This window comes from Streptococcus sp. SV2 (genome assembly GCF_030440175.1).
Taxonomy (GTDB): domain Bacteria; phylum Bacillota; class Bacilli; order Lactobacillales; family Streptococcaceae; genus Streptococcus; species Streptococcus raffinosi.
In genome coordinates this window covers 1-23302 of the sequence record NZ_JAQFJQ010000020.1, presented here as the reverse complement: position 1 = coordinate 23302, position 23302 = coordinate 1, and the positions used below count along the sequence as shown (strand labels likewise).

Sequence of the window (23302 nt, the reverse complement as noted above, 5' to 3'; positions counted from 1 at the left end):
TGCCTACCTTTCTTCTAGCTTACTTGCTTGATAAGTACGTGAATGCTTCATAATATCCGCAAAGCTAGCTACGATAGGCTCTTGGTACTCTGGATTTGCGACACTCGCTGCTACTTTATCTAGCAAGGCTTGCTCACGCTCAGGATCATAGATCGCCTTTCCAGTGCGCTGTTTAAAAGCATTAACTCGAGTTACTAATTTCATACGTTCTTCCAACAAGGCCACAATCTCATTATCAACTGTGTCAATCTGTTGGCGAATCTCATTTAAGTCCATACTGACCTCCTTTTTTCTCTTCATTATAACACAAAAATGACCTGAGGACAAAAGAGCCTCAAGCCATTGAATTGCTTATAAAAAGAGTTTTCTTACCTGACTGATATTACTCTCATTAACAACCAAATACAGGGTTGCTCCTGCTTTTAGACGTGTGTCTCCATGAACAACCTCAGACTGGTCTTGAAAAATCTGAGTGGAAATCAAAACCCCATCAGGTAAGGTTAAATCCTTAACCAATCGACCAGCTAAACTATCTGTAACTGGTAAATCAATCATCGTCGGTATATTATCAACTTGTTTTGGTTCGTGAGCGATTAGATTGTGAAGCATGGCTTCATAGACGGGTTCTCCTCCCATGAAATCCATGACGAGATAGGCAATCAGAGTCACAACTCCGATTGTCATCAATTGGTGAAGGTCACCCACCATCTCAGTCACTAAAATCATGGCAGTTAGCGGTGCCTTAGATACCGCACCGAAATAACCAGCCATACCAAGGATGATGAAAACAGGAAACTGATTAGGATGTATGAGTCCTAGATTTTCAAAACCTACTGCAAATACAGCTCCCGAAAGAGCACCTAGGGTCAAAATCGGAAGGAAAATCCCACCAGGAAATCCAGACCCAAATGACAACATACTCCAAATAAAGCGAATAGCCAAATAGAGGATAGCCACAGTTAGAGCAGGATGTAAACCATTTAGGGCAAGAATCAATTCATTCCCACCACCTAAAAGATATGGAAAATAGAGGCCTATAGGAATGATAAACAGAACTGCCAGAAGGCCATGAAAATGAGATGGCAAGTGGAAGATTTTCCCTAACCCTTGGTAGACCTTACCAATACGTAAGACAACCCACTCATAACCGTATCCAAGCACACCTAGAAAAATCCCCAAGACAATAAGAATCCAATAATCTTTCAAAGGAAATACGGGTAATTTTTCTGTCATAGCAAGAACCGGAACCTGACCAAAGATCCGTAAGGAAACAGCATTAGCCACTAAAGATGCCGTTAAAGCTGTCACCCAAACATGACGCGAGAAATGATGATAGACTTCTTCGACGACAAACAAAAGACCGGCAATCGGGGCATTAAAGGCAGCCGATAACCCTGCTGCCGCTCCTGCAGCAATCAAGAAGCGCTTTTCACGTGCAGAGAGCTTAAGACTCTCAGCTAAGCCCTTAGCAGTCATAGCACCAAGTTGAATACTAGGGCCCTCACGTCCCAGCATAAGTCCCATTGAAATCCCAAGGACTCCACCTAGGAACTTACGCCATAATACTGACCACCAAGACGGATGTAAGAGTCCCATCAGTTCCCCTTCAACATGGGGAATTCCTGAGCCCTTGATGTCTTTTTCCTGCTTAATAAGGTAACCAATAAAAAGTGCAATCAAGAGATTAACCAGGACAATTCCCAAAATCAGAAGTGGATTATGAAGGGCGTCTTTGTATATAGCTACAGAAAATGCGGCCCCTTTGGCAATTAACCAGCGAAAAAGACTGACCACTGCTCCTGCCGTCACCCCCACTAAGAGCCCTCGCCAAACGGACCAAAGAAGATGTTGAGATTGCGTCCTAAAATCTCTTTCTATTTCATTCATAAAAACTCCATTTTTGACTACAATAAAAGCAGACTTTACTCTGCTTTTTTCTTATGCTAATGCTTCTGAAACTTTTTCAGCGAAAGCTTCAAGGTTTTCGATATCTTCATCTTCAGCAGAAAGGTCAACCTTGACGCTATCAGCACCCTTAGTCGCCCCTGTGAATGTGAATTGATTTTCAAACTCATCCACTGAATGACAGAAATAATCGTAGAAGGTATCTCCTGAACCTACAACACCAAAGATTTTACCTGACAAGTCGAGGTCAGCCAAATCTTCGTAAAAGTCAACGATTTCATCTGGCAACTCACCATCACCATAAGTGTAAGTCGCTACGATACAGATGTCCGCATCTTCAAAATCAGCGGCATCAACCGTTGTACACTCGTCTACATCTACAGTGTGACCCAATTCTTCCAATTTTTTGGCAACGATATCTGCGATTTCTTCCGTGTTACCGGTCATACTGGCATAAACGATTTTTGCTAAAGCCATAATGTCCTCCAAATTAATAAATTAGCTATATTATACCATATTTTTAAAGAAAATGAACGGGCTAATGAATCAAAAAAACTGCCCTACTAGGACAGTTTCAAATTTTGTAATAATTCAAAGTGTCGGTAAACTAACCATAGGCCGACACCAATTAACAGAATAAAAATCACTGCTCTCATCAAACCTCTAAGAAAGGTCACAAGCCAAGTTAGAAGCATGGAGGTAATCAACCAAGTCCAACCCGAGATACCGTATAGTGTTTGAATACTCTCCATAGAATGACGAGTCACTATTTTAAGCCAGTCAGGAATATAGAGCCAAATACCATCTCCTGACAAGCCTAAGCGGTGTGCAATCATAGTTCCCGTTGTTTGCAACCAGGTAAAGACCCCGGTATTAAATAGAAAGAGAAAGGTCTGCATGGGATAACGTCTAGCAAGGCGTTTTAAAAAATGCAATACAAACCTCCTTAATTAGCATAAAGAGCATGAACCCGATCAATATCGGTCTGTTGAATACCGTAATAAGACCCTGCTGACTGCATGACTGAGGCCTTAGAATCATCGTGGTCTAAGCCAATGGCATGGCCCAATTCATGTTCAGCTGTATTGACAATACGTTTATGGGTATAGCCGAAATCAGGGTTCAAAAGGAAATAACGATTGAGTTTGACTTCCACATGGGTAATCCGATTGGTCACAACATTGGTCTGACTATCTGCTAGACCCGCTGCCTGTGAATTAGCATCCGAATAGTCTGTCGCTACGATGTCAGCTTTTGAGGCATCATCTGTAAAGGTAAAGATAAAAGCTCCTGTATTATTCCAATTTGTGATAGCCTCCTTATATGCAGCTACCAAGGTTTCATCTGTTGACTGAATATAGATGCTGGCTGTATTTTGTGCCCATCTTGCTCCGTTAGACTCAGGAATTGTATCTGTTGTTGAGAGATTGGATACTGATTTTTCAACATCATTGGTACTTTTACCACTAAAACCTAACTCAACTTGTCGAAAGGCTTGATTAATATTGGTAGCTAGTGTGCTTTGAGAGTTGTTTGCATAATAGATAAGTCCGTAACCAACTAAGGCTAGGATAAGGGCAAGTTTAAATAGGCCCCAAATGAGATTCCAAATAAATTGTAACATGAGTTTGGGAATACGGTAGATTACTCTAACGAATTTTTTCATTATTGAGCCTCCTTTTCGAAGCTTCCCCTAGTATATCAAGCTCTAATAGTTCTGACAAGTAAAAAATATAAGTTTAAGCTTTTATCATCTCTTTGACAAGATGTTACAAGATTGACCCATTAAGACAAACGTTCTTCTTTAACGTAATCAATTGGCAACCATTCTAGGTAAGCTTCCAATTGTTTTTCCCAATAATACCATTCATGTCTTCCATGGTCTGTATGGTAGTCAATATCTAAGCCAAGAGCCTTCAAATCAGCAACTGCTTGATCTTGAGAATCAAAAAGGAAATCCTCCAGTCCACACCAAGCAAAGAATTTGGTTTTCTTGTCATGTTGTTTAGCTAGATTCACCAGTTTGTGTTGCGCAATGTCTTTTCCTTTCAAATCGCCAAAAACACCTTGCCAGTATGCCTTAGACTCACTGGTCTCATCTGTCATTATCTCTGCTGATAAACCAAGAGCACCCGAGAATGAACCTGCACAAGCAAAATGATTGGTCGTTAAGGCTAGTTTGAAAGAGCCATAGCCACCCATAGAAAGCCCAGCGATAAAAGTCTTTTCACGCTTTTTCGTCATACTTGGGAAGAAACGCTGCATGACTTGTGGAAGCTCCTTGGCAATGGCATCGTAATAGCGAACTCCATAATTCGTATTGGTATACCATCCATTTTCAGAATTTGGCATAATGACGATGAGGTTGGTCTTTCGAAGAAGGCGCTGAATATTGGTACGGAAAGCCCAAGAATTATGGTTTCCCCCCATGCCATGAAGGAGATAAAGCACTGGAATATCCGTATCGCTTTCGGTTTCTGCAATTTGATCACGGTCTGGATAAATGACATCTACTTGGCGGTACTGTCCTAGAACGTCAGATGAATATTCAATTTGAAAAAAAGCCATTTGTCTTTTCCTTTCTTAATGATAGAAAAGCTGGGTCAACCCAGCTTTTGCTTTTTCAAAACAGTCTTATAAGACTTCCTAATATCAATGAATGTAAGTAACACACTCAGACGATAATCATTGATTAACGTACTTCCATAACGACTGGAAGAATTGCTGGGCGACGTTTGGTTTGGTCAAAGAGGAATTTAGCGACGTCATCACGAACGGCACTTTTAAGTTCTCCCCAATCAAAACTATCTCCTGCCAAGTAATTTTCAACAGTCGCATTGACAATATCAGCAGATTCACGCAGAATGTCACGACTCTTCTTAACATAGACGAATCCACGTGTGTTCACACGCGCCTTAGAAACAATCTTGCGCTCCTTCTTGTTAACCGTGATGGCTACGATAAAGATACCATCTTCAGACAAGACCTTACGGTCACGAAGGACGATATTCCCAACATCACCGATAGCATTACCATCAATCATAACATCACCAGCTGGGACAGCTCCTTCATGAAGGAAACCTTGATCCTCAGACAAGTGCATGATATCACCACGTTTGACAATGTAGATATTCTCAGGAAGAAGACCAACTTCCAAAGCTAACTCAGCATGAGCTTGAAGGTCACGATACTCACCTTGGATAGGGAATAGATACTGTGGGCGAAGAAGGTTAATCATGAGTTGAAGTTCACGGGCATTGGCATGGCCAGACACTCGCAGACTTTGCGTAATCATCTTAACAGAACCACCAGCCTTATAAATAGCATTGTTGACACGTGCTACTATTGCTTCTTTGGCAATACTTGGTGTGGTTACGATATAAACCAAATCGCCTTCTTTTATTTGAACATAGCGGTGACGACCAACAGCCATCTTTTGAAGGCCATCAATAGGTTCACCCATACGACCATTTTCAAGGATAATCAACTCGTGATCTTCAAACTTGTCCATATCTTTAGGTTTGACAATCAGTTTTTCATGATTAACGGTCAATTTTTTAAGACGTATGGCTGTACGGACAATATTTTCAACGTCAAAACCAGTAAGGACAACACGACGTCCATGGTCAGCTGCTGAGTCAAAGACTTGTTGGATACGAACCAAGTTTGAGGCAACAGCAGCAATAATCACACGGCCTTCAGCATCGGCAATCACATGGTCCATTTCTTGACCAACTTCAGCTTCAGACGCTGTTTGTTCAGTGCTTGTCGCATTCGCTGAGTCAGACAATAGAGCCAAAACGCCATCACGACCGATTTCAGCCAAACGTCCCAAATCAGTTTTGTAGTAAGGACGGGCTGCTTGGTCAAATTTGAAGTCCCCAGTATAGACGATATTGCCTTGGTCTGTACCAATAACAACACCCATTGATTCTGGGATAGAGTGGGTTGTCTTGAAGAATGAGACTACTGCATCTTCAAATTCAATTTCAGTTTCTGCATCAATAACATGGAAGTTATTGAATTTCTTAACGCCAGCATTTTTCACAAATAGCTTAGCCAACTCAATAGTGAGTGATGATCCAAAGACTGGTGCCTTAACTTCTTGCAATATATAAGGTAGGGCTCCAATAGCGTCGGCATGTCCGTGCGTCAAGAAAATTCCTTGAATACGGTCTCTATTTTCAATCAAGTAGTCTAAGTTAGGGATGACAAAGTCAACACCCAGTTGTTCATTTTCAGGATACTTTAGACCAGCATCCAAAATAAAGATAGAGTCGTTAACCTCAACAATATAGAGGTTTTTAGCATTTTCACGGACTCCACCTAGGGCAATAATTTTAATATCGCTCATGCTTGTTTTTCTCCTTTTTAGTTTGACTCTCTTCTAGAGCCTATTTTTACAGACGGTCCAAGAAGCTGAACGTTCGTGCGAACAGTCTCCTTGTCGATTTACAGGCCACAACAAAAAGTTGCATACCCTTTAAGTATACAACTTTTTGGCTTATTTTACAATTTAGAGTCAGGATAGACCTACTCGAACATAGCGTAGTAGTCTGTGATATCCAACTGACCTTTTTCTTCCTTTTTGAGGTCTTTGATGATTTGACCATCCTTCATTACAATTAGACGATTTCCGTATTTAAGGGCATCTTCCATATGGTGGGTAATCATAAGGGCAGTTAAGTGGTCACCCGTTACAAACTCATCAGTCAACTCCATAAGAGCCACGCTGGTCTTGGGATCCAGGGCTGCGGTATGTTCGTCTAAGAGCAAGAGCTCAGGACGTTTAAGGGTTGCCATTAAAAGACTGAGGGCTTGGCGCTGACCACCTGATAGAAGACCTGCTGGTGTTTCTAAGTGTTTTTCCAGACCATTACTGATCCGTTCAATCAGACCTTGAAATTCCTCTGTGTAGAGATGAATTTGGCGTGATTTAAGGCCTCGTTTTTCGCCACGGTATTTGGCAATCAAAAGGTTTTCCGCAACGGTCATACGAGGAGCTGTTCCCATTTTAGGATCTTGGAAAACACGTGAGAGGTACTTGGCACGCTTCTCAGCAGGAAGAGCCGTAACATCCTCACCCATGATAAAAATCTGACCACTGGTCAACATGAGGGTTCCTGCAATGACATTAAAGAGTGTTGATTTTCCGGCACCATTTCCACCGAGAATAGTAATAAAATCACCTTCCCTAATAGTGAGATTAACATGGTCCAGAATTGTTTTTTCGGTGTCAAAACCGTTATTAACCTTAACAGTCGCATCTTTGAGTTCTACAATTGCTGTCATCGTGATAAGGTCACCCCCTTAAAGAATTTTCGGCGTAGGACAGGCGAAATCAAGCAGAGGGCAAGAACAATCGCACTGAAGAGTTTCAGGTAGTTGGTGTTAAAGCCAAGAGCAATAACGCCAGTCAAGAGGAATTGGTAGAGGATAGAACCAATACAGATGGCAATCAAGCGTTCCAACAAGGTCAAGTTGGTCGCATACAAGACCTCACCAATGATAATGCTGGCAAGTCCGATAACGATAACCCCAATCCCTTTAGAAACGTCGGCATACCCGTCCTGTTGACTAATCAAGGCTCCTGAGAGAGCAATAATACCATTTGAGATGACAAGTCCCATCACTTCCATATTGTCTGTGTTAATACCAAAAGATTTAGCCATGTCTCGATTATCACCAGTAGCAATATAGGCTTGCCCTAGGCGCGTGTTAAGAAAGACAATCAAGGCAGCAATGACTATGGTTACGGCTAAGAGACCAACAATCAAGAGGTTGTAGTCCTTACTGAAAGGAAGTAAATCTTGGATCGTTTTAATATCAAGAAGACCAAGATTGGCTCTTCCCATAATCATAAGCATGACTGAATTAAGTGAGGTCATAACCAAAATCCCTGCCAAGATAGTAGGAATTTCACCCTTAGTATAGAGGAGACCAGTCACAAGTCCAGCACCACATCCAGCCAGGACAGCAACCAAGGTCGCAAGAATGGGGTTCCAACCAAAATTCATAAGGGTTACTGCTACTGCCCCACCTAGTGGGAAAGAACCTTCTGTTGTCAAATCAGGAAAATCCAAGATACGGAAGGTCATGTAAATCCCAAGACCAAGGATTCCGTATAGAAGCCCCTGATAAATAGATGAAATAATCATAAGTCCTCCTTATTTATCAGCCTTGACAGCAATGTCTGACTGCTTAAGCACATTTTCAGGGATAGTGATGTTGAGGTCTTGAGCTACTTTGAGGTTGAGGGTCGGTGTTCCATCATCAATCACATCAACTGGGACATCCTTCACTTTTTTACCTTTAAGAACCTTAACGGCACTACGGGCTGTGGCTTTTCCAAGCTCATATTGGCTTTGAGCAACTGAAGCCAGACCGCCTTCTTTAACCATAGTATCAACAGTCGTATAGACTGGAATCTTAGCTTGGTTTGCTTGGGAAACAACTGTAGAAAAGGCTGAGGCAATGGTATTATCCTGAGGTGTCCAAATAGCATCTACCTTACCAGTCATGACTGACATGGTTGTGTTGATTTCATTGGTTGATGGGACGGCATATTCAACCACATTTAAACCATCTTTTTCAGCGTATTTCTTAAAGCTTTCAACCTGTGATTTGGAGTTATCCTCACTAGAAGCATAGAGAATACCAATGGTTTTGGCATTTGGCGTCAAGGACTTAACCAACTCCACTGTTTGTTTAATAGGCACTTGATTGGATGTACCCGTAACATTGCCTTCTGGATGTTTAAGGTTTTTAACCAATTTGGCCCCAACAGGGTCTGAGATAGCTCCCATAATGACTGGAATATCCTTGGTAGCTGCCGCTAGCCCTTGTGCTGCTGGTGTAGCAATACCGATAACGACGTCATTCTTGTCATTAACCAATTGTTTAGACATGGTTTGGATTTTAGATTGGTCCCCTTCAGCATTTAATAAGGTGATTTGAACCTTGTCTCCCTTATAACCAGCTTCTTTAAGACCATCTTCGACACCTTTTTCAATTTGATCCAAGGCCTCGTGCGTCACGAACTGGAGGATTCCAACTTTGACAACTCTATTAGCATTTTGATGTTCTTTTTTGAAAAGATCTGTGCCAATAGAACCGAGCGTCAAGATAGCTAAGAAAACCAAAGTCCAAATTAAACGCTTGTTTTTCATATTTATCTCCTTCTATAAATTCTTCTTTTCTATTGTAAGTCATTTTCAGTCAATTAGCAATATTCTTAATTTATAAAAATTGTCTTGTAGAAAAAAGAACCGGAACGTAATGTCCGATTCTGTTTATTGGTATTGACTTAAGTCTAGCTTCATTATGTAGAAATAGAGTTCACCGTAAGGTCCCTTAAAGTCAATATCATGACCATTAATGGTTACCTTGGTTACTGGTGTTGAATCAGGAAGTTCAATCCAACAGGCCTGCTGCGCTCGTACAAACTCATTGTAATTTTCATAAGAAACATGTTTTTCTTGCTTAGCTGTATTTAGATAAGTGACTTCAATCATAGATAGACCTCCTTTATTTAACTTCTAGCTTACGCTTCTAGGAGGGCAAAGTCAACTTTGACGACTTGAAATAAAAGCTTACAAGAGCATACAAATAGCCCTCCTGTCATTTGACAGGAGAGCTATTTTTGCTTTGACTTCGAAAAACCTTGATATCTTTACGAACAAAGCTTATTTTAGCGTTTACGACGTTTAGTGCCGTAAAGTCCAAATCCTGCAAGAAGACTTGCTAAACCAAAGATTGCAAGGTTTGAATCTTCACTACCAGTTTTTGGAAGTTGAGCATTTTCATCAGTTGGATTGATGAAGCTTGCTTCTTCTTTTGTTTCTGGAAGAACAGATTCTTCTGGTTTTGCTTGTGGAGTTGGCTGTGGCTCTGGTGTCGGTGTTGAATCCGGCGCTGGTGTTGGAGTCACGGTCTTCTTGTAGATGTGTTGGGTATTACCATTTTCATCTACAACTGTCTTCACAAATTCATAACCTGGAATGTCTTTCTTAGGTTGTTGGCCTTCTTCTGTTGGGTAACCTGAAATTGGAGTGCCTTTTTCGTCCACATAAGAAGTTGTCACTTTTTCGTAGACGTGTTCGAAATCACCATTTGGCAATTTCTTGGTTTCGACGAAGCGGTAACCAGAAATCTCAGCTTTTGGTTGTTCACCATCAAGAGCCGAATATCCTGGGATTTCCTTGCCTTCTTTGTCCACAAACTTAGTGATTGGACGTACAGTTGGTGTGTAGGTTGCAGAAGCTTTAGTTCCATTCACATCTTCACGAACCACTGTTACTGCTGGTGCAGTTCCTGTGAATTCAGCTTCTGGTGTGAAGGTTACAGTACCGTCTGCTGCTACTGTGTAGGTACCAACACCTGGGATAGTCTTGGTTGTTGAGCCATCGTCAAAGGTTGCTGGAACCTTGTCATTCATTGGAACACGGCTATCGCCTTCGGTAAAGACTGGTTTACCTGTTTGGGTTTGGCCCTTGTTTCCAATTGAAGTTGTAGATTCTGCTGTTGGAGTTACTGGTGTCACAGTTGGGGTGTAAGTTGCAGTAACTGGGGTACCGTTCTTATCTACCCGTTTGACTGTTACGCCTGTACCTGTTCCTGTGAATGATTTTTCTGGAACGAAGGTCACGGTTCCATCTGGAGCAACTGTGTATGTTCCTTCACCTGGAATGGTCTTCGTAGTTGAACCATCTTCAAAGGTTGCTGGAACATCATCATCCATTGGGATTGCAGGGTTACCAGGTGTGAAGCTTGGTGTACCACTTTGTGTTTGACCTTGGATATCTGTAGATGTTGCAGGATCAGCAGTTGGTACAACTGGCGTAATCTTAGGTGTATAAGTTGTTTCAGTTGGTGTGCCATTTGTATCTTTAGCTTGTACCTTAACTGGAACCACTTCTCCTGAGTAAGATTTATCAGTCGGTGTGAAGGTTACAACGCCTGTAGTCTTATCAACTGTGTAAGTACCGATTTCTTTACCTTCTGGTGACTTAGCAATGACTGAAGCAGCTGGTTGGCCGTTTTCATCAAGGAGAGTAATGGTATCCTTGTCGATTGGGGCAGCAGGATCACCTTCGGTGAAGGTTACAGTTCCCGTTTGAACAACACCTTGAGGACCAGTTGATTCTGCTGGTGTCGCTGTTGGTGTCACAGGAGTCACAGTTGGGGTGTAGGTTGCAGTAACTGGGGTACCGTTCTTATCCACACGTTTCACTGTTACACCTGTACCTGTTCCTGTGAATGATTTTTCTGGAACAAAGGTTACGGTTCCGTCTGGAGCAACTGTGTATGTTCCTTCACCTGGAACGGTCTTCGTAGTTGAGCCATCTTCAAAGGTTGCTGGAACGTCATCGTTCATTGGCACACGGCTGTCACCTTCAGTAAATTCAGGCTTACCTGTTTGAGTTTGACCTTGTTTACCAGTTGAAGTGGTATCTTTAGCAGTCGGTGTTACTGGTGTTACGGTTGGCGTGTAAGTTGCTGTAACTGAGCTACCGTTCTTATCGACACGTTTAACCGTTACTCCTGTACCTGTTCCTGTAAATGATTTTTCTGGTACGAAGGTTACAGTTCCATCTGGAGCAACAGTGTAAGTTCCTTCACCTGGAATAACTTTAGTTGTTGAGCCATCTTCAAAGGTTGCTGGTACATCATCATCCATTGGTACACTTGGGTTACCAGGCGTGAAGCTTGGTTTACCTGTTTGTGTTTGGCCTTGAATGTCTGTAGATGTTGCAGGATCAGCAGTTGGGACAACTGGAGTGATCTTCGGTGTGTAAGTTGTCTCAGCGACAGTTCCGTTTGCATCAGCTGCTTGAACCTTAACTGGAACGACATCACCTGAGTATGATTTATTCGTTGGTGTGAAGGTTACAACACCTGTTTCTTTATTAACGGTGAAGGTACCAATCACGTCACCGGCTGGTGATTTTGCATCTACCGAAGCTGCTGGCTGACCATTTTCATCAAGAAGAGTAATGGTATCCTTATCAATTGGTGCAACTGGGTCACCTTCGGTGAATGTCACAGTTCCAGTTTGAACCACACCTTGAGGTGCCTCTGATGTAGCTGGAGTTGCTGTTGGAGTTACTGGAGTCACAGTTGGTGTGTACTTAGCAGTAACTGGAGTACCGTTCTTATCGACACGTTTAACCGTTACTCCTGTACCTTCTCCAGTGAATGATTTTTCTGGAACAAAGGTTACGGTTCCGTCTGGAGCAACTGAGTATGTTCCTTCACCTGGAATGGTCTTCGTAATTGAGCCATCTTCAAATGTTGCAGGTGTATCATCATCCATTGGAACATTTGGATTACCTGGTGTGAAGGTTGGTGTACCTGATTGCGTTTGACCTTGTTTGTCAGTAGATGTTGTACCTTCTGCAGTTGGGGTAACTGGTGTTACAGATGGTGTGTAGGTCGCAGAAGCTTTTGTTCCGTTCTTATCTTCACGAACCACTGTTACAGCTGGTGCAGTTCCGACGAATGATTTTTCTGGGACGAAGGTTACTGTACCGTCTGCTGCTACTGTGTAAGTACCAACACCGTCGACAGTTCTCGTAGTTGAACCATCTTCAAAGGTTGCTGGAACATCATCGTTCATTGGTACACGGCTATCGCCTTCAGTGAATTCAGGCTTACCAGTTTGAGTCGCACCTTGAATATCTGTAGATGTTGCTGGCTCAGCTGTTGGGGTTACTGGAGTCACAGTTGGTGTGTACTTCGCTGTGATTTCAGTACCGTTCTTATCCACACGTTTCACTGTTACGCCTGTTCCAGTTCCGGTGAATGATTTTTCTGGGACGAAGGTTACAGTTCCATCTGGAGAAACAGTGTAGGTTCCTTCACCAGGAATGGTCTTCGTAATTGAGCCATCTTCGAAGGTCGCTGGAGTATCTTCATCAATTGGAACATTTGGATTTCCTTCCGTGAAGGTTGGTTTACCAGATTGTGTTTGACCTTGGATATCTGTCGATGTAGCATCTTCAGAAGTTGGAACAACCGGAGTAATCTTCGGTGTATAAGTTGTTTCAACTGTAGTTCCATTGGCATCAGCTGCTTGAACCTTAACTGGGACAACATCACCTGAATAAGATTTATCTGTCGGTGTGAAAGTCACTACACCTGTATCTTTATCAACGGTGTATGTACCGATCACGTCACCTGCTGGTGATTTCGCTTCTACTGATGCTGCTGGTTGACCATTTTCATCAAGAAGAGTAATCGAATCCTTGTTAATTGGAGCTACTTCATCACCTTCTGTGAAGGTTACAGTTCCAGTTTGAACAAGACCTTGAGGTCCAGTAGATTCAGCTGGTGTCGCTGTTGGAGTTACTGGAGTAACAGTTGGCGTGTAAGTTGCTGAAGCTTTGGTTCCGTTCTTATCTTCGCGAACAACCGTCACTGCTGGTGCAGTTCCAGTAAATGTTTTCTCAGGTACGAAGGTTACGGTTCCATCTGCTGCTACTGTGTAGGTACCAACGCCGTCTACTGTCTTGGTAGTTGAGCCATCATCAAATATTGCTGGAACATCATCGTTCATTGGCACACGGCTGTCGCCTTCAGTAAATACAGGTTTACCAGTTTGTGTAGCACCTTGAATATCTGTAGTTTCAACTGGTGTCGCTGTCGGTGTTACTGGAGTCACAGTTGGTGTATAAGTTGCAGAGGCTTTGGTTCCGTTCTTATCTTCACGAACAACGGTTACAGCTGGTGCTGTACCAGTAAATGTTTTCTCAGGTACGAAGGTTACGGTTCCATCTGCTGCTACTGTGTAGGTACCAACGCCGTCTACTGTCTTGGTAGTTGAGCCATCATCAAATGTTGCTGGAACATCATCGTTCATTGGCACACGGCTGTCGCCTTCAGTAAATACAGGTTTACCAGTTTGTGTAGCACCTTGAATATCTGTAGTTTCAACTGGTGTCGCTGTCGGTGTTACTGGAGTCACAGTTGGTGTATAAGTTGCAGAAGCTTTGGTTCCGTTCTTATCTTCACGAACAACCATCACTGCTGGAGCAGTTCCGACGAATGATTTCTCAGGTACGAAGGTAACTGTTCCGTCTAATGCTACAGTGTAAGTACCAACACCATCGACCGTCTTGGTAGTTGAACCATCGTCAAAAGTTGCAGGAACGGTATCGTTCATCGGCACACGGCTATCGCCTTCAGTAAAGACTGGCTTACCAGTTTGAGTAGCTCCTTGGATATCTGTAGATGTTGTAGGTTCAGCAGTAGGTACCACCGGCGTAATCTTAGGTGTGTAAGTTGTCTCTACTGTTGTTCCATTTGTATCAGCTGCTCGCACTTTCGCAGGAACTACGTCACCTGAATAAGATTTATCCGTTGGTGTGAAGGTCACCACACCTGTTTCTTTATCAACGGTGTAGGTACCAATAACATCACCTGCTGGTGATTTGGCATCTACTGAAGCAGCTGGTTGACCATTTTCATCAAGAAGGGTAATAGAATCCTTGTTGATTGGGGCAACTGGATCACCTTCTGTGAAGGTTACTGTACCCATTTGAACCAAACCTTGAGGTCCAGTAGATTCAGCTGGAGTCGCTGTTGGAGTTACTGGAGTAACGGTTGGTGTGTAGGTTGCAGAAGCCTTGGTTCCGTTCATATCTTTACGCACAACAGTCACTGCTGGGGCTTCGCCGGTAAATGATTTTTCTGGAACAAAGGTTACAGTTCCGTCAGAAGCGACTGTGTAGGTACCTACGTTTGGAACTGTTTTAGTTGTTGTACCATCATCAAATGTTGCTGGAACATCGTCGTTCATTGGCACACGACTATTACCTTCAGTAAATTCAGGCTTACCTGTTTGGGTTTGACCTTGCTTACCAGTAGAAGTTGCTGGCTCTGCAGTTGGCTTAACTGGTGTAACTGTTGGTGTGTACGTCGCTTGCGCCTTGGTTCCATTCATGTCTTCACGGACAACGGTTACTGCTGGAGCTGTACCAGTAAATGATTTTTCTGGAACAAAGGTTACAGTACCATCTGATGCTACAGTGTAGGTACCAATGTTTGGAATTGTCTTAGTTTTTGTACCATCGTCAAATGTCGCTGGTACAGCTTCATTGATGGCTACTGTTTTATCAACGCCATCAACGTTTACTGTTCCACCTTGGAATTCAGGTTTGCCTTTTTGAGTCGCACCTTGAATGTCAGTGGTTTCAGCTGGCGTTGCTGTAGGTGTCACTGGAACGATTTCTGGTGTGTAAGTTGTATCAACTTTAATACCATTTGAACTTTCAGCTTGGACCTTAGCTGGTGTCACAGCACCTGTGTAGGATTTATCAATCGGTGTGAAGGTTACTGTCCCAGTTACCGAATCAATTGAGAAGTTACCAATCACAGTTGTACCATCTGCCGCATAGGCTGGAGTTGTACCAGTTACTTCATTACCATCTTTATCCAAGAGTTTGTAGCTATTGTCCTTAATAGTAATAGCCTTGTCTTGACCGTTGACTTGGACAGTTGTGCCTGCAAAGGTTGGAGTGCCTGTTTGTGTGGCACCTTGAATATCCTTAGATTTAGCAGGTTGAGCTGTTGGAACAGCTGCTACAACTGTTGGTGTGTATGTCGCGTCAGATGTGATCGTTGCGGTCTTACCGTTTTCATTTGTAATAGTTGCAGTTGCTTGGACCGTTACACCTTTAGCGGTTCCGACAAAGTCTTTTTCAGGTGTGAAGGTTACAGCCCCTGTAGTTGGATCAATGGTGTAAGAGCCTTCTCCCGCTACAGTTACAGTTGCATCATCAGTCGGTTGACCAGTTGTTGGATCCACCAATTTCTTGCTTGTGATTTGAGCTGTTTTGTCACTGCTCAAGGCAAAAGTTGGTGTTTCTGTCTGTGGAACGTTTTGAACGTCTTCAGATACTTTATTAGTTGGTGTTACAGTTACTGGATTAACTGTCGGCGTATAAGTTGCTGAAGCTTTAGTACCGTTCATATCTTCACGCACAACAGTCACTGCTGGTGCTGTACCAGTGAAGCTTGGTTCTGGAACAAAGGTTACCGTACCATCCGTCGCTACTGTGTAAGTACCGACGCCGTCAACTGTCTTAGTTTTTGATCCATCGTCAAAGGTTGCAGGAACAGCATCATTCATAGGTACACGGCTATTTCCAGCAGTAAATTCAGGTTTACCGGTTTGTGTAGCTCCCTGAACGTCTTCTGAAACTGCTGGTGTAGCACTTGGTACTACTGGTGTAACTGTCGGTGTGTACTTAGCTGTTACAGCCGTACCATTCTTATCGACACGTTTCACAGTCACACCTTCAGGTGTACCAACATATGTTGGTAGCGGCTTGAAAGTCACCGTTCCGTCAGCAGCTACTGTATAAGTACCAACACCATCAACTGTCTTAGTTTTTGAACCATCTTCGAAAGTCGCTGGTGTGTCATCATCCATCGGCACACGGCTGTCACCTTCAGTAAAGACTGGCTTACCAGTTTGAGTGGCTCCTTGGATATCTGTAGATGTTGCATCTTCTGCAGTTGGAACAACTGGTGTAATCTTAGGTGTATAAGTTGTTTCTACAGTTGTACCATTAGTATCTGCAGCTCGAACTTTAACAGGAACCACTTCACCTGAGTAAGATTTATCACTTGGTGTGAATGTCACCACTGAAGTAATCTTATCTACCGTAAATGTACCAATAATTACACCTGCCGGTGATTTTGCAAATACTGCCGCAGCTGGCTGACCATTTTCATCAAGAAGGGTAATGGTATTTTTGTCGATTGGTGCGACAGGATCACCTTCTGTGAAGGTTACTGTTCCCGTTTGAACTACACCTTGAGGACCTGTTGATTCAGCTGGAGTCGCTGTTGGGGTTACTGGAGTTACTGTTGGTGTGTATGTTGCTTTCGCTTTGGTTCCGTTCATGTCTTCACGCACAACAGTCACTGCTGGGGCAGTTCCGACAAATGATTTTTCTGGAACGAAGGTTACCGTACCATCTGAAGCTACTGTGTAAGTACCAACATTTGGAACTGTCTTCGTCGTTGAACCATCATCAAAGGTTGCAGCAACCCTATCGTTCATTGGTACACGGCTATTACCTTCGGTGAAGACTGGTTTGCCTGTTTGTTCTTGACCTTGCTTACCAGTTGAAGTTGCTGGATCCGCAGTAGGCTTAACTGGTGTAACTGTAGGTGTGTATGTCGCTTGCGCTCTGGTTCCGTTCATGTCTTCACGGACAACAGTCACCGCTGGTGCAGTTCCGACAAATGATTTTTCTGGAACGAAAGTTACTGTTCCGTCTGCTGCTACTGTGTAAGTACCTACGTTTGGAATTGTCTTAGTTTTTGTACCATCGTCAAATGTCGCTGGTACAGCTTCATTGATTGCTACTGTCTTATCAACGCCATCAACGTTTACTGTTCCACCTTGGAATTCAGGTTTGCCTGTTTGTGTGGCACCTTGGATATCAGTTGACTCAGCTGGTGTTGCGGTTGGACTTACTGGAACGATTTCTGGTGTGTAGGTTGTAGCCACCTTGATACCATTCGAGCTTTCAGCTTGAACCTTAGCCGGTGTAACAGCACCTGTATATGATTTATCAGTCGGTGTGAAGGTTACTGTTCCAGTTGCTGGATCAATTGAGAAGTTACCGATTTCAGTTGTACCGTCTGCTGCATATGCTGGGGTTGTACCGGTTACTTCGTTCCCATCTTTATCCAAGAGTTTGTAACTATTGTCTTTGATGGTAATAGCCTTGTCTTGACCGTTGACTTGGACAGTTGTGCCTGCAAAGGTTGGAGTGCCTGTTTGCGTAGCACCTTGAATATCCTTAGATTTAGCAGGTTGAGCTGTTGGAACAGCTGCTACAACTGTTGGTGTGTAAGTCGCATCCGATGTGATGGTTGCAGTCTTACCGTTCGCATTTGTAATTGTAGCAGTTGCCTGAACAGTTACTCCTGTTGCAGTACCTACAAAATCTTTTTCTGGAGTAAATGTAACTGCTCCAGTCGTTGGATCGATAGTATAGCTACCTTCTCCCGCTACAGTTACAGTTGCATCATCAGTCGGTTGACCAGTTGTTGGATCCACCAATTTCTTGCTTGTGATTTGAGCTGTCTTGTCATTACTTAAATCAAAGGTTGGTGTTTGTGTTTGAGGAACGTTCTGAACATCTGCAGAAACTTTATTTGTAGGAGTAACCGTAATTGGTGTTACCGTTGGAGTGTACTTAGCAGTCGCTGTCTTAACGTACTCATCACGAATCGTACCATCTTTATCTCGTCCAACAGGAGCAGACAAGGTCACCGTTACGCCATTCGCAGTGCCTGTAAAACCAGGTTCTGGAACGAAGGTCACTTTACCAGTCGTATCATCGATAGTGTAAGTTCCTTCTCCTGCTACCGTAACAGAAAGAGCATTTGTCGGTTGACCAGTTGCTGGATCTACCAATTTAGCAGGATATAAGGCACTTGGAGTAACAGTAATCTTATTACCATCTAGGTTAGTTCCAACTACATTAAAGGTTGGTGTACCTGTTTGGGTTGCTCCTTGCACATCGGTAGACGTCTTGCTTTCGCCTTTGATATCTTTTGGAGTAACCGTTGGGATGTAAAGACCGTCCATGGTATTGATGGCCGTATCGACATTGGCTTCCATGTCAGGGAATTTAGTAGACCAACCTGTGTCATAGCCATTGGTATCTGTACGACGGATAGAAATACCATCTGCTGTTCCTAGGAAGTGATCTTCAGGAATGAACCCAACATCCACTGAAGTCCCGTTTGGAGTGATCTTATATTTCCCTTGACCAGGCACAGCATAGTAGCCATCGGCTCCTGGTGTTACGACTTGACCAGTACGGTTGTCCACCATCTGAGGAGCAACTGCCTCGTCAATCTGAGCCTTATCTGTAAGACTATACTTATAGAGACCACGAGCCGTAAAGGCTACAGTAGAGCTTTGTTTTTCACCTTGAAGACCAGTTGTTTCTTTGACTTCTCCTTTTGGTGGGTGAGTAACCTGAGTTCTGAAATCTTCAACTTCCCCTGAGAAAGCCATTCCTGTAGGGCTTTCGATTTGAACAGCATCCTTAGCAATCCGGACACGTACGCCTAGTTCATTGACACTTGGATCGATATAGGTTTTGCTCTTGGTGAATCTTAGAGTAACAGAACCATCCTTGGTAATAGTAGCCAACTCAGAACGTTCATCTTCATCAAAGGTGCCATTTTGGTTAAAGTCAATCCAACCATAAATATTGGCTTGAGGCGCCCCATCTGTATGAGCTTCAAGAGTGATGGTGTAGTTCCCTGGATGCGTACGGTCCATCTTGATCATCTCATTGGTTGTCCCTTTGAGCTCAGCTGGGAGCAATTGATCAATTCCTTCATCAGCTGTCGTTGCCTTGTCATCACCAAACCAATCAAGTGCATTGTTTTCATCCATATCTGGGCTCAAGTGACCAAGATAAGGTTGGTTGACTTTTTTACCTGTGATCCCATCAACGGTTGCGATAGAGTGGATAGCCTTACCATAAGACTCTGGTGCATCCCCTTCATCAAGCGGGAAGAATCCAAACATAGCTGACTGTTTCCCACCTGAGACGATATAAAGACCAATCTCAGAAGCCCCCTTGGTCATAACAAGGGGAACAGCAACATCACTTGAAGAAATATTTGGCCCGAACACTCCTGTTCCGAGACCCCCAGTTGTTAAATCGGCACTTCCAAAGTACTTCCAAGCAACCGCTTTTTTATCCGGTCCGACTTGATTTGAACGTCGAAGTTGGTCAAGGTTCGTCCTATAGAGATTCATGCCATTTATATTAGTGGAAGGGCTTGAACCAAATAAATTATCTGTATTTTGTGGAATATAAGTTTTCGTATTTTTATTATTGTTCTTTAACCATTCCCCAATGTGTTGCCAACCTTCTCCGTTTGTGGTGAACATAACCAATTCACCAGGGTTAGCGGACTCACCATCCGCCATGACAATGGCAGGTTTGACCACTTTTCCACGGAAGGTCGCAGAAATTTCAAACTGGACCCCAATATTGCCACCGTCAAACTCGGAACTGATGGTTGTTTTTTTAGTACCAGTATTGATGCCTTCTTTTCGTATTTCTGTCCATTGGTTTTGAGCTTCGGCAATAACTTTGGCTTCTTCACCAGCACTGAAAGCTGCTTTGGTATAATTTGAAGTAGCCCCATTCACATAACCATTTCTAGCATTGGGGTCATAGGTAGCCTTTTCAGCTTCTGTCGCTCCTCGGTCTTCCAAGCGCTTTTTGTAGATTTCTGTCGCTTGGAAAGGTTTTAAAGATTTAACTTTGATGGTTACCACATAGCCCGGCATGATTTCTTTGGTATAGGTAGACCCTACTTGAAGGGCAAGATTCCCACTCGATGTTGTGGTTGTTCCAGTCCAGTTGGCTGTATCACCAAAGTCCAACCAAGAGATTTGGCTGGCCAAGTCAGTAGCTTTGATATTTGTTGTGAAACCTGGTTTTGCTTCTTTAGGAGTTGAAGTGGCATCTTGGACATCATCTCCGATGAGGTTTGGATCATTTGGATCACCAATAGAACGACGACTACGACGTTTGCCAGAAGTTTCAGCTGTCACTACTGGTTGTTCCACTACTGGAGATTCAACCCCTCCAGAAAGGGAGTTACTACTAGAAGCCTCTACTTCAACGTTCATATTTTGCGCTTCAGATGCTGAGGCTGAGGCTTGTGATTCAGAAGTGGCTGCTAAACTAGATGCTGTCGTTGAAGCGCCAGTCGTGCTACTAGCTACATTCACAGTACCAGCAACACTATTTGAAAATTGTACAGAACTAGCTGATGTCTCCGAAGTAGAAACAGCTGCCTGAGATGTTGCTTCACTAGAAGCTGGTGTCGTTGATGCTTCAGAGACTATTTGGCTAGCTGTTGAAACAGCTTGAGACTGACTATTTGCCTCAGAACTAGATAAAATATTTGCGACTTCCATCGAAGCTTGAGTTGCAACAGTATTTTGAGACTGTGTCCCTTCACTTGCTACTGCAGTCGTATTGGTCACATCTTCTACTTGGGTTTGGTTGCTAGTTTCATCAGCTGAAACTTGATTTGCAACACCAACCATAACAAGAGTTCCCAACAGAACCGAACAAACTCCTACATTCAATTTACGAATCGAAAATCGACTAATTCGATCATTAAATAAATCTTTACCCACTTTGGTAATCCTCCACATTTATGCATTTAAGTATCTCACCCCTCAATGAGATTAAAAGTATTCAAAAATACTAATCGTTATACATTCTAACAAATTTCCTAATATTTGTGGGAATATTTGCTCATATTTTCAAATATTTTAAATTAATCTTAAATCAAAAGCAACAAATATTGCTAATACAGCATAAATATAATGTTTTTCCGGGTTATATTACCATACCTATGTATAACTATCATTTTTTAGAATTATCTGTAAAAAGAAAATCAAGATTTCATTATTTTCGATATTACGTTTTCAAAATGGGAGTTTTATGGAAACTATTAAAATTCAAAAAATTCCTTATTTTTTCATAAGGTATCCATTCCGAATAAAGCTAAATCGTTAACAACACTAAATAAGATTAAACTACCACACTTCTGGAATAAAAACCTCACTTACTTAACGAATAGCTAATCACTATTTGTCTAAAATAACCCTAAATCTTTAAAGAAGTTTAATGACTCTAGAGATATAGAGCCACAAAAAACAAAAACAGAGCCGCAAGAAAGTTAATTCTTGCAGCTCACCATAGCAAAATGGAACCACTCCATGAGAGTGATGCTACTAAGATATTCTGGATAAATAGAATTTAACTTTCTCGCAATGGGCGCAACAATACCATACATACTGGTAATGCTACTTTTTTAAGATTATTTGCAAGAAAAGTTAATCATCCTTTCACCCCCACTTAAAATATATTTAACTAAATAATATCAAGAAAGCTCTATATCATCAAGTTGTGAACGTGATGCTGGATAGCGTTACTAGATGTAGATGTCAGGATTTTGCCCCCAAAATAGAAAAAATATTAAAATTTGTTTTATTCCGGCCTGTTCGCGATAGGCTTTGATTTTAGTAATCAGCGCCATCTCATACCCCCTTACTGCCCATGATGTAAAATAATACCACCCTTAGTATGGTTACTTCGTATATATATTGCCCCTTAGTAGCGTAGCCCTTATATGCGGTTCAATAATTTTTGCTGATCACAAGCTGAGAAATGATCTCAATCCCGTCAACGGAATAATGATATTCTACAATTTCGGTATGAACAGACTCGTCTAAGAGTCGCTCCGCTTTTTTTAATATCAATTTTTGAACATGATTTACATTAACCGCGAGGAGAAAGACGATAATCCCGAACACTAGACAAATATACCATAGCAATATTAATTAAAGCTTCCTTCTTTTCATCTCTGAAATCCATATGATATATAAACACAAAGCTATCTCATTATTTGCTTGTTATAGTTCTATAAATCTAGTATTTATACCTAATCTAAATATCCAAAAACTCATAAGGCTTTTCCGAAAGAGAAGATTCGCAGCACTCAGCAAGATACGCATCCTTCTCCTTTAGGCTCTCTATGTTCGGATATACGTTTAACACTCTGTCCCCCAGATTCCAAAAATCATGTGACCAAGACTGCGGGTTTTCCCATACGTGTGGATTTCCTTTCGCCCAATTCGGAAGCTCCTTGCGAACCTTGGTTGCCACTGCAAGCTGCCCTTTTGCAGTTTTATAAATCGTGTCAATCCTTATTCCACCGTCTACCGGACGTTCTACACGAGTAATCTCCATACCATAGAACATTACCTTTCTTCTTACCCCTTTTTCATAGAGATTTAACTCAATCTTGTCATATCCTTCGCTTTTGTTGCCTTGAACACTTAGAAAGTCCTGAAGTGCCTGTATCACAGCGGCAGAAACACTTCCGGCGTACTTGGCAGCATCATCAAATAAGTGTAGATCTGCTTCTGCAACATAAATATTTTTTGTGGCCATAACCATACCTCCTTATTTTTGTAACTTGTATCTGAAGTATATCATCTATATGATTATAAACATAATTATAATTATATAGAGTTATTTTGTCAAGATAGACTTTCTTTCCATCATTATGATGTTGAAGACTGTGATTCTTCACTGATACTGGGAGCCTAATATCAAAATGCAATATACAAAGTTCTTCGTTTTTGAACAAAAAAAGAAGACCCCTAGGACCTTCTTTCTATTTAAGTAGAAACGGCTCTATAATTTCTGTAGTGGGTAAAATCACTATAGAGATTATAGAGCTTTTTGAATGCAGACAAAAAGTCCCATAAGAACTATAATGAAAAGCAACCAAACCATCATTAGGAAGAACTTATGAG

The 23302-nt window shown here is 42.2% G+C and carries 13 protein-coding genes; all 13 read right to left on the bottom strand.

Annotated features, from left to right (window positions below; genetic code table 11):
- Positions 1-3: 3 nt before the first annotated feature.
- Complete coding sequence (locus PCY14_RS08915; RefSeq protein WP_301363446.1) at positions 4-276, bottom strand: chorismate mutase; 273 nt, start codon at positions 274-276, stop codon at positions 4-6.
- A 75-nt stretch (positions 277-351) separates the two neighbouring features.
- Positions 352-1887 (bottom strand): ClC family H(+)/Cl(-) exchange transporter, encoded by a 1536-nt coding sequence (locus PCY14_RS08910; protein ID WP_301363445.1) that lies wholly within the window; start codon positions 1885-1887, stop codon positions 352-354.
- 51 nt (positions 1888-1938) lie between these two features.
- Positions 1939-2382 carry a flavodoxin gene (locus tag PCY14_RS08905; protein WP_002883520.1) on the bottom strand — a complete coding sequence of 148 codons (444 nt, stop codon included), beginning with the start codon at positions 2380-2382 and terminating at the stop codon, positions 1939-1941.
- Positions 2383-2468: 86 nt separating this feature from the next.
- Positions 2469-2840, bottom strand: a complete 372-nt coding sequence (locus PCY14_RS08900; RefSeq protein ID WP_060934320.1) for a hypothetical protein — start codon at positions 2838-2840, stop codon at positions 2469-2471.
- Positions 2841-2851: 11 nt separating this feature from the next.
- A complete protein-coding gene (locus PCY14_RS08895) occupies positions 2852-3571 on the bottom strand; it encodes a matrixin family metalloprotease (RefSeq protein WP_021145514.1) in 720 nt (239 codons plus the stop codon).
- 119 nt (positions 3572-3690) lie between these two features.
- Positions 3691-4473, bottom strand: coding sequence for an alpha/beta hydrolase family protein (locus tag PCY14_RS08890; RefSeq protein ID WP_060934319.1), 783 nt, complete (start codon positions 4471-4473; stop codon positions 3691-3693).
- Between the two features lie 124 nt (positions 4474-4597).
- A complete protein-coding gene (locus tag PCY14_RS08885; RefSeq protein WP_002888092.1) occupies positions 4598-6259 on the bottom strand; it encodes a ribonuclease J in 1662 nt (553 codons plus the stop codon).
- Between the two features lie 179 nt (positions 6260-6438).
- Positions 6439-7197: an ABC transporter ATP-binding protein gene (locus PCY14_RS08880; RefSeq protein ID WP_008534458.1), complete on the bottom strand. Its 759-nt coding sequence runs from the start codon at positions 7195-7197 to the stop codon at positions 6439-6441.
- Entirely contained in the window at positions 7194-8063 is an 870-nt protein-coding gene (locus PCY14_RS08875; RefSeq protein WP_002888096.1) for an ABC transporter permease, read from the bottom strand. The genes PCY14_RS08880 and PCY14_RS08875 overlap by 4 nt, the downstream gene beginning before the upstream one ends.
- Before the next feature lie 9 nt (positions 8064-8072).
- On the bottom strand, positions 8073-9074 hold the full coding sequence (gene trpX / locus PCY14_RS08870) for a tryptophan ABC transporter substrate-binding protein (RefSeq protein WP_008534454.1): 1002 nt from the start codon (positions 9072-9074) through the stop codon (positions 8073-8075).
- 123 nt (positions 9075-9197) lie between these two features.
- Positions 9198-9419, bottom strand: coding sequence for a DUF4649 family protein (locus tag PCY14_RS08865; RefSeq protein WP_008534453.1), 222 nt, complete (start codon positions 9417-9419; stop codon positions 9198-9200).
- A 176-nt stretch (positions 9420-9595) separates the two neighbouring features.
- Positions 9596-21109, bottom strand: coding sequence for a GEVED domain-containing protein (locus PCY14_RS08860; protein WP_301363441.1), 11514 nt, complete (start codon positions 21107-21109; stop codon positions 9596-9598).
- Positions 21110-22427: 1318 nt separating this feature from the next.
- Positions 22428-22934 (bottom strand): EXLDI protein, encoded by a 507-nt coding sequence (locus PCY14_RS08855; protein ID WP_042771863.1) that lies wholly within the window; start codon positions 22932-22934, stop codon positions 22428-22430.
- Positions 22935-23302: the final 368 nt, after the last annotated feature.

Excerpts from the sequence above, each read along its gene's own strand:
- PCY14_RS08915 (WP_301363446.1), bottom strand. The coding sequence starts at position 276 with ATGGACTTAAATGAGATTCGCCAACAGATTGACACAGTTGATAATGAG.
- PCY14_RS08910 (WP_301363445.1), bottom strand. The coding sequence starts at position 1,887 with ATGAATGAAATAGAAAGAGATTTTAGGACGCAATCTCAACATCTTCTT.
- PCY14_RS08905 (WP_002883520.1), bottom strand. The coding sequence starts at position 2,382 with ATGGCTTTAGCAAAAATCGTTTATGCCAGTATGACCGGTAACACGGAA.
- PCY14_RS08895 (WP_021145514.1), bottom strand. The coding sequence starts at position 3,571 with ATGAAAAAATTCGTTAGAGTAATCTACCGTATTCCCAAACTCATGTTA.
- PCY14_RS08890 (WP_060934319.1), bottom strand. The coding sequence starts at position 4,473 with ATGGCTTTTTTTCAAATTGAATATTCATCTGACGTTCTAGGACAGTAC.
- PCY14_RS08885 (WP_002888092.1), bottom strand. The coding sequence starts at position 6,259 with ATGAGCGATATTAAAATTATTGCCCTAGGTGGAGTCCGTGAAAATGCT.
- PCY14_RS08880 (WP_008534458.1), bottom strand. The coding sequence starts at position 7,197 with ATGACAGCAATTGTAGAACTCAAAGATGCGACTGTTAAGGTTAATAAC.
- PCY14_RS08875 (WP_002888096.1), bottom strand. The coding sequence starts at position 8,063 with ATGATTATTTCATCTATTTATCAGGGGCTTCTATACGGAATCCTTGGT.
- trpX (WP_008534454.1), bottom strand. The coding sequence starts at position 9,074 with ATGAAAAACAAGCGTTTAATTTGGACTTTGGTTTTCTTAGCTATCTTG.
- PCY14_RS08865 (WP_008534453.1), bottom strand. The coding sequence starts at position 9,419 with ATGATTGAAGTCACTTATCTAAATACAGCTAAGCAAGAAAAACATGTT.
- PCY14_RS08855 (WP_042771863.1), bottom strand. The coding sequence starts at position 22,934 with ATGGCCACAAAAAATATTTATGTTGCAGAAGCAGATCTACACTTATTT.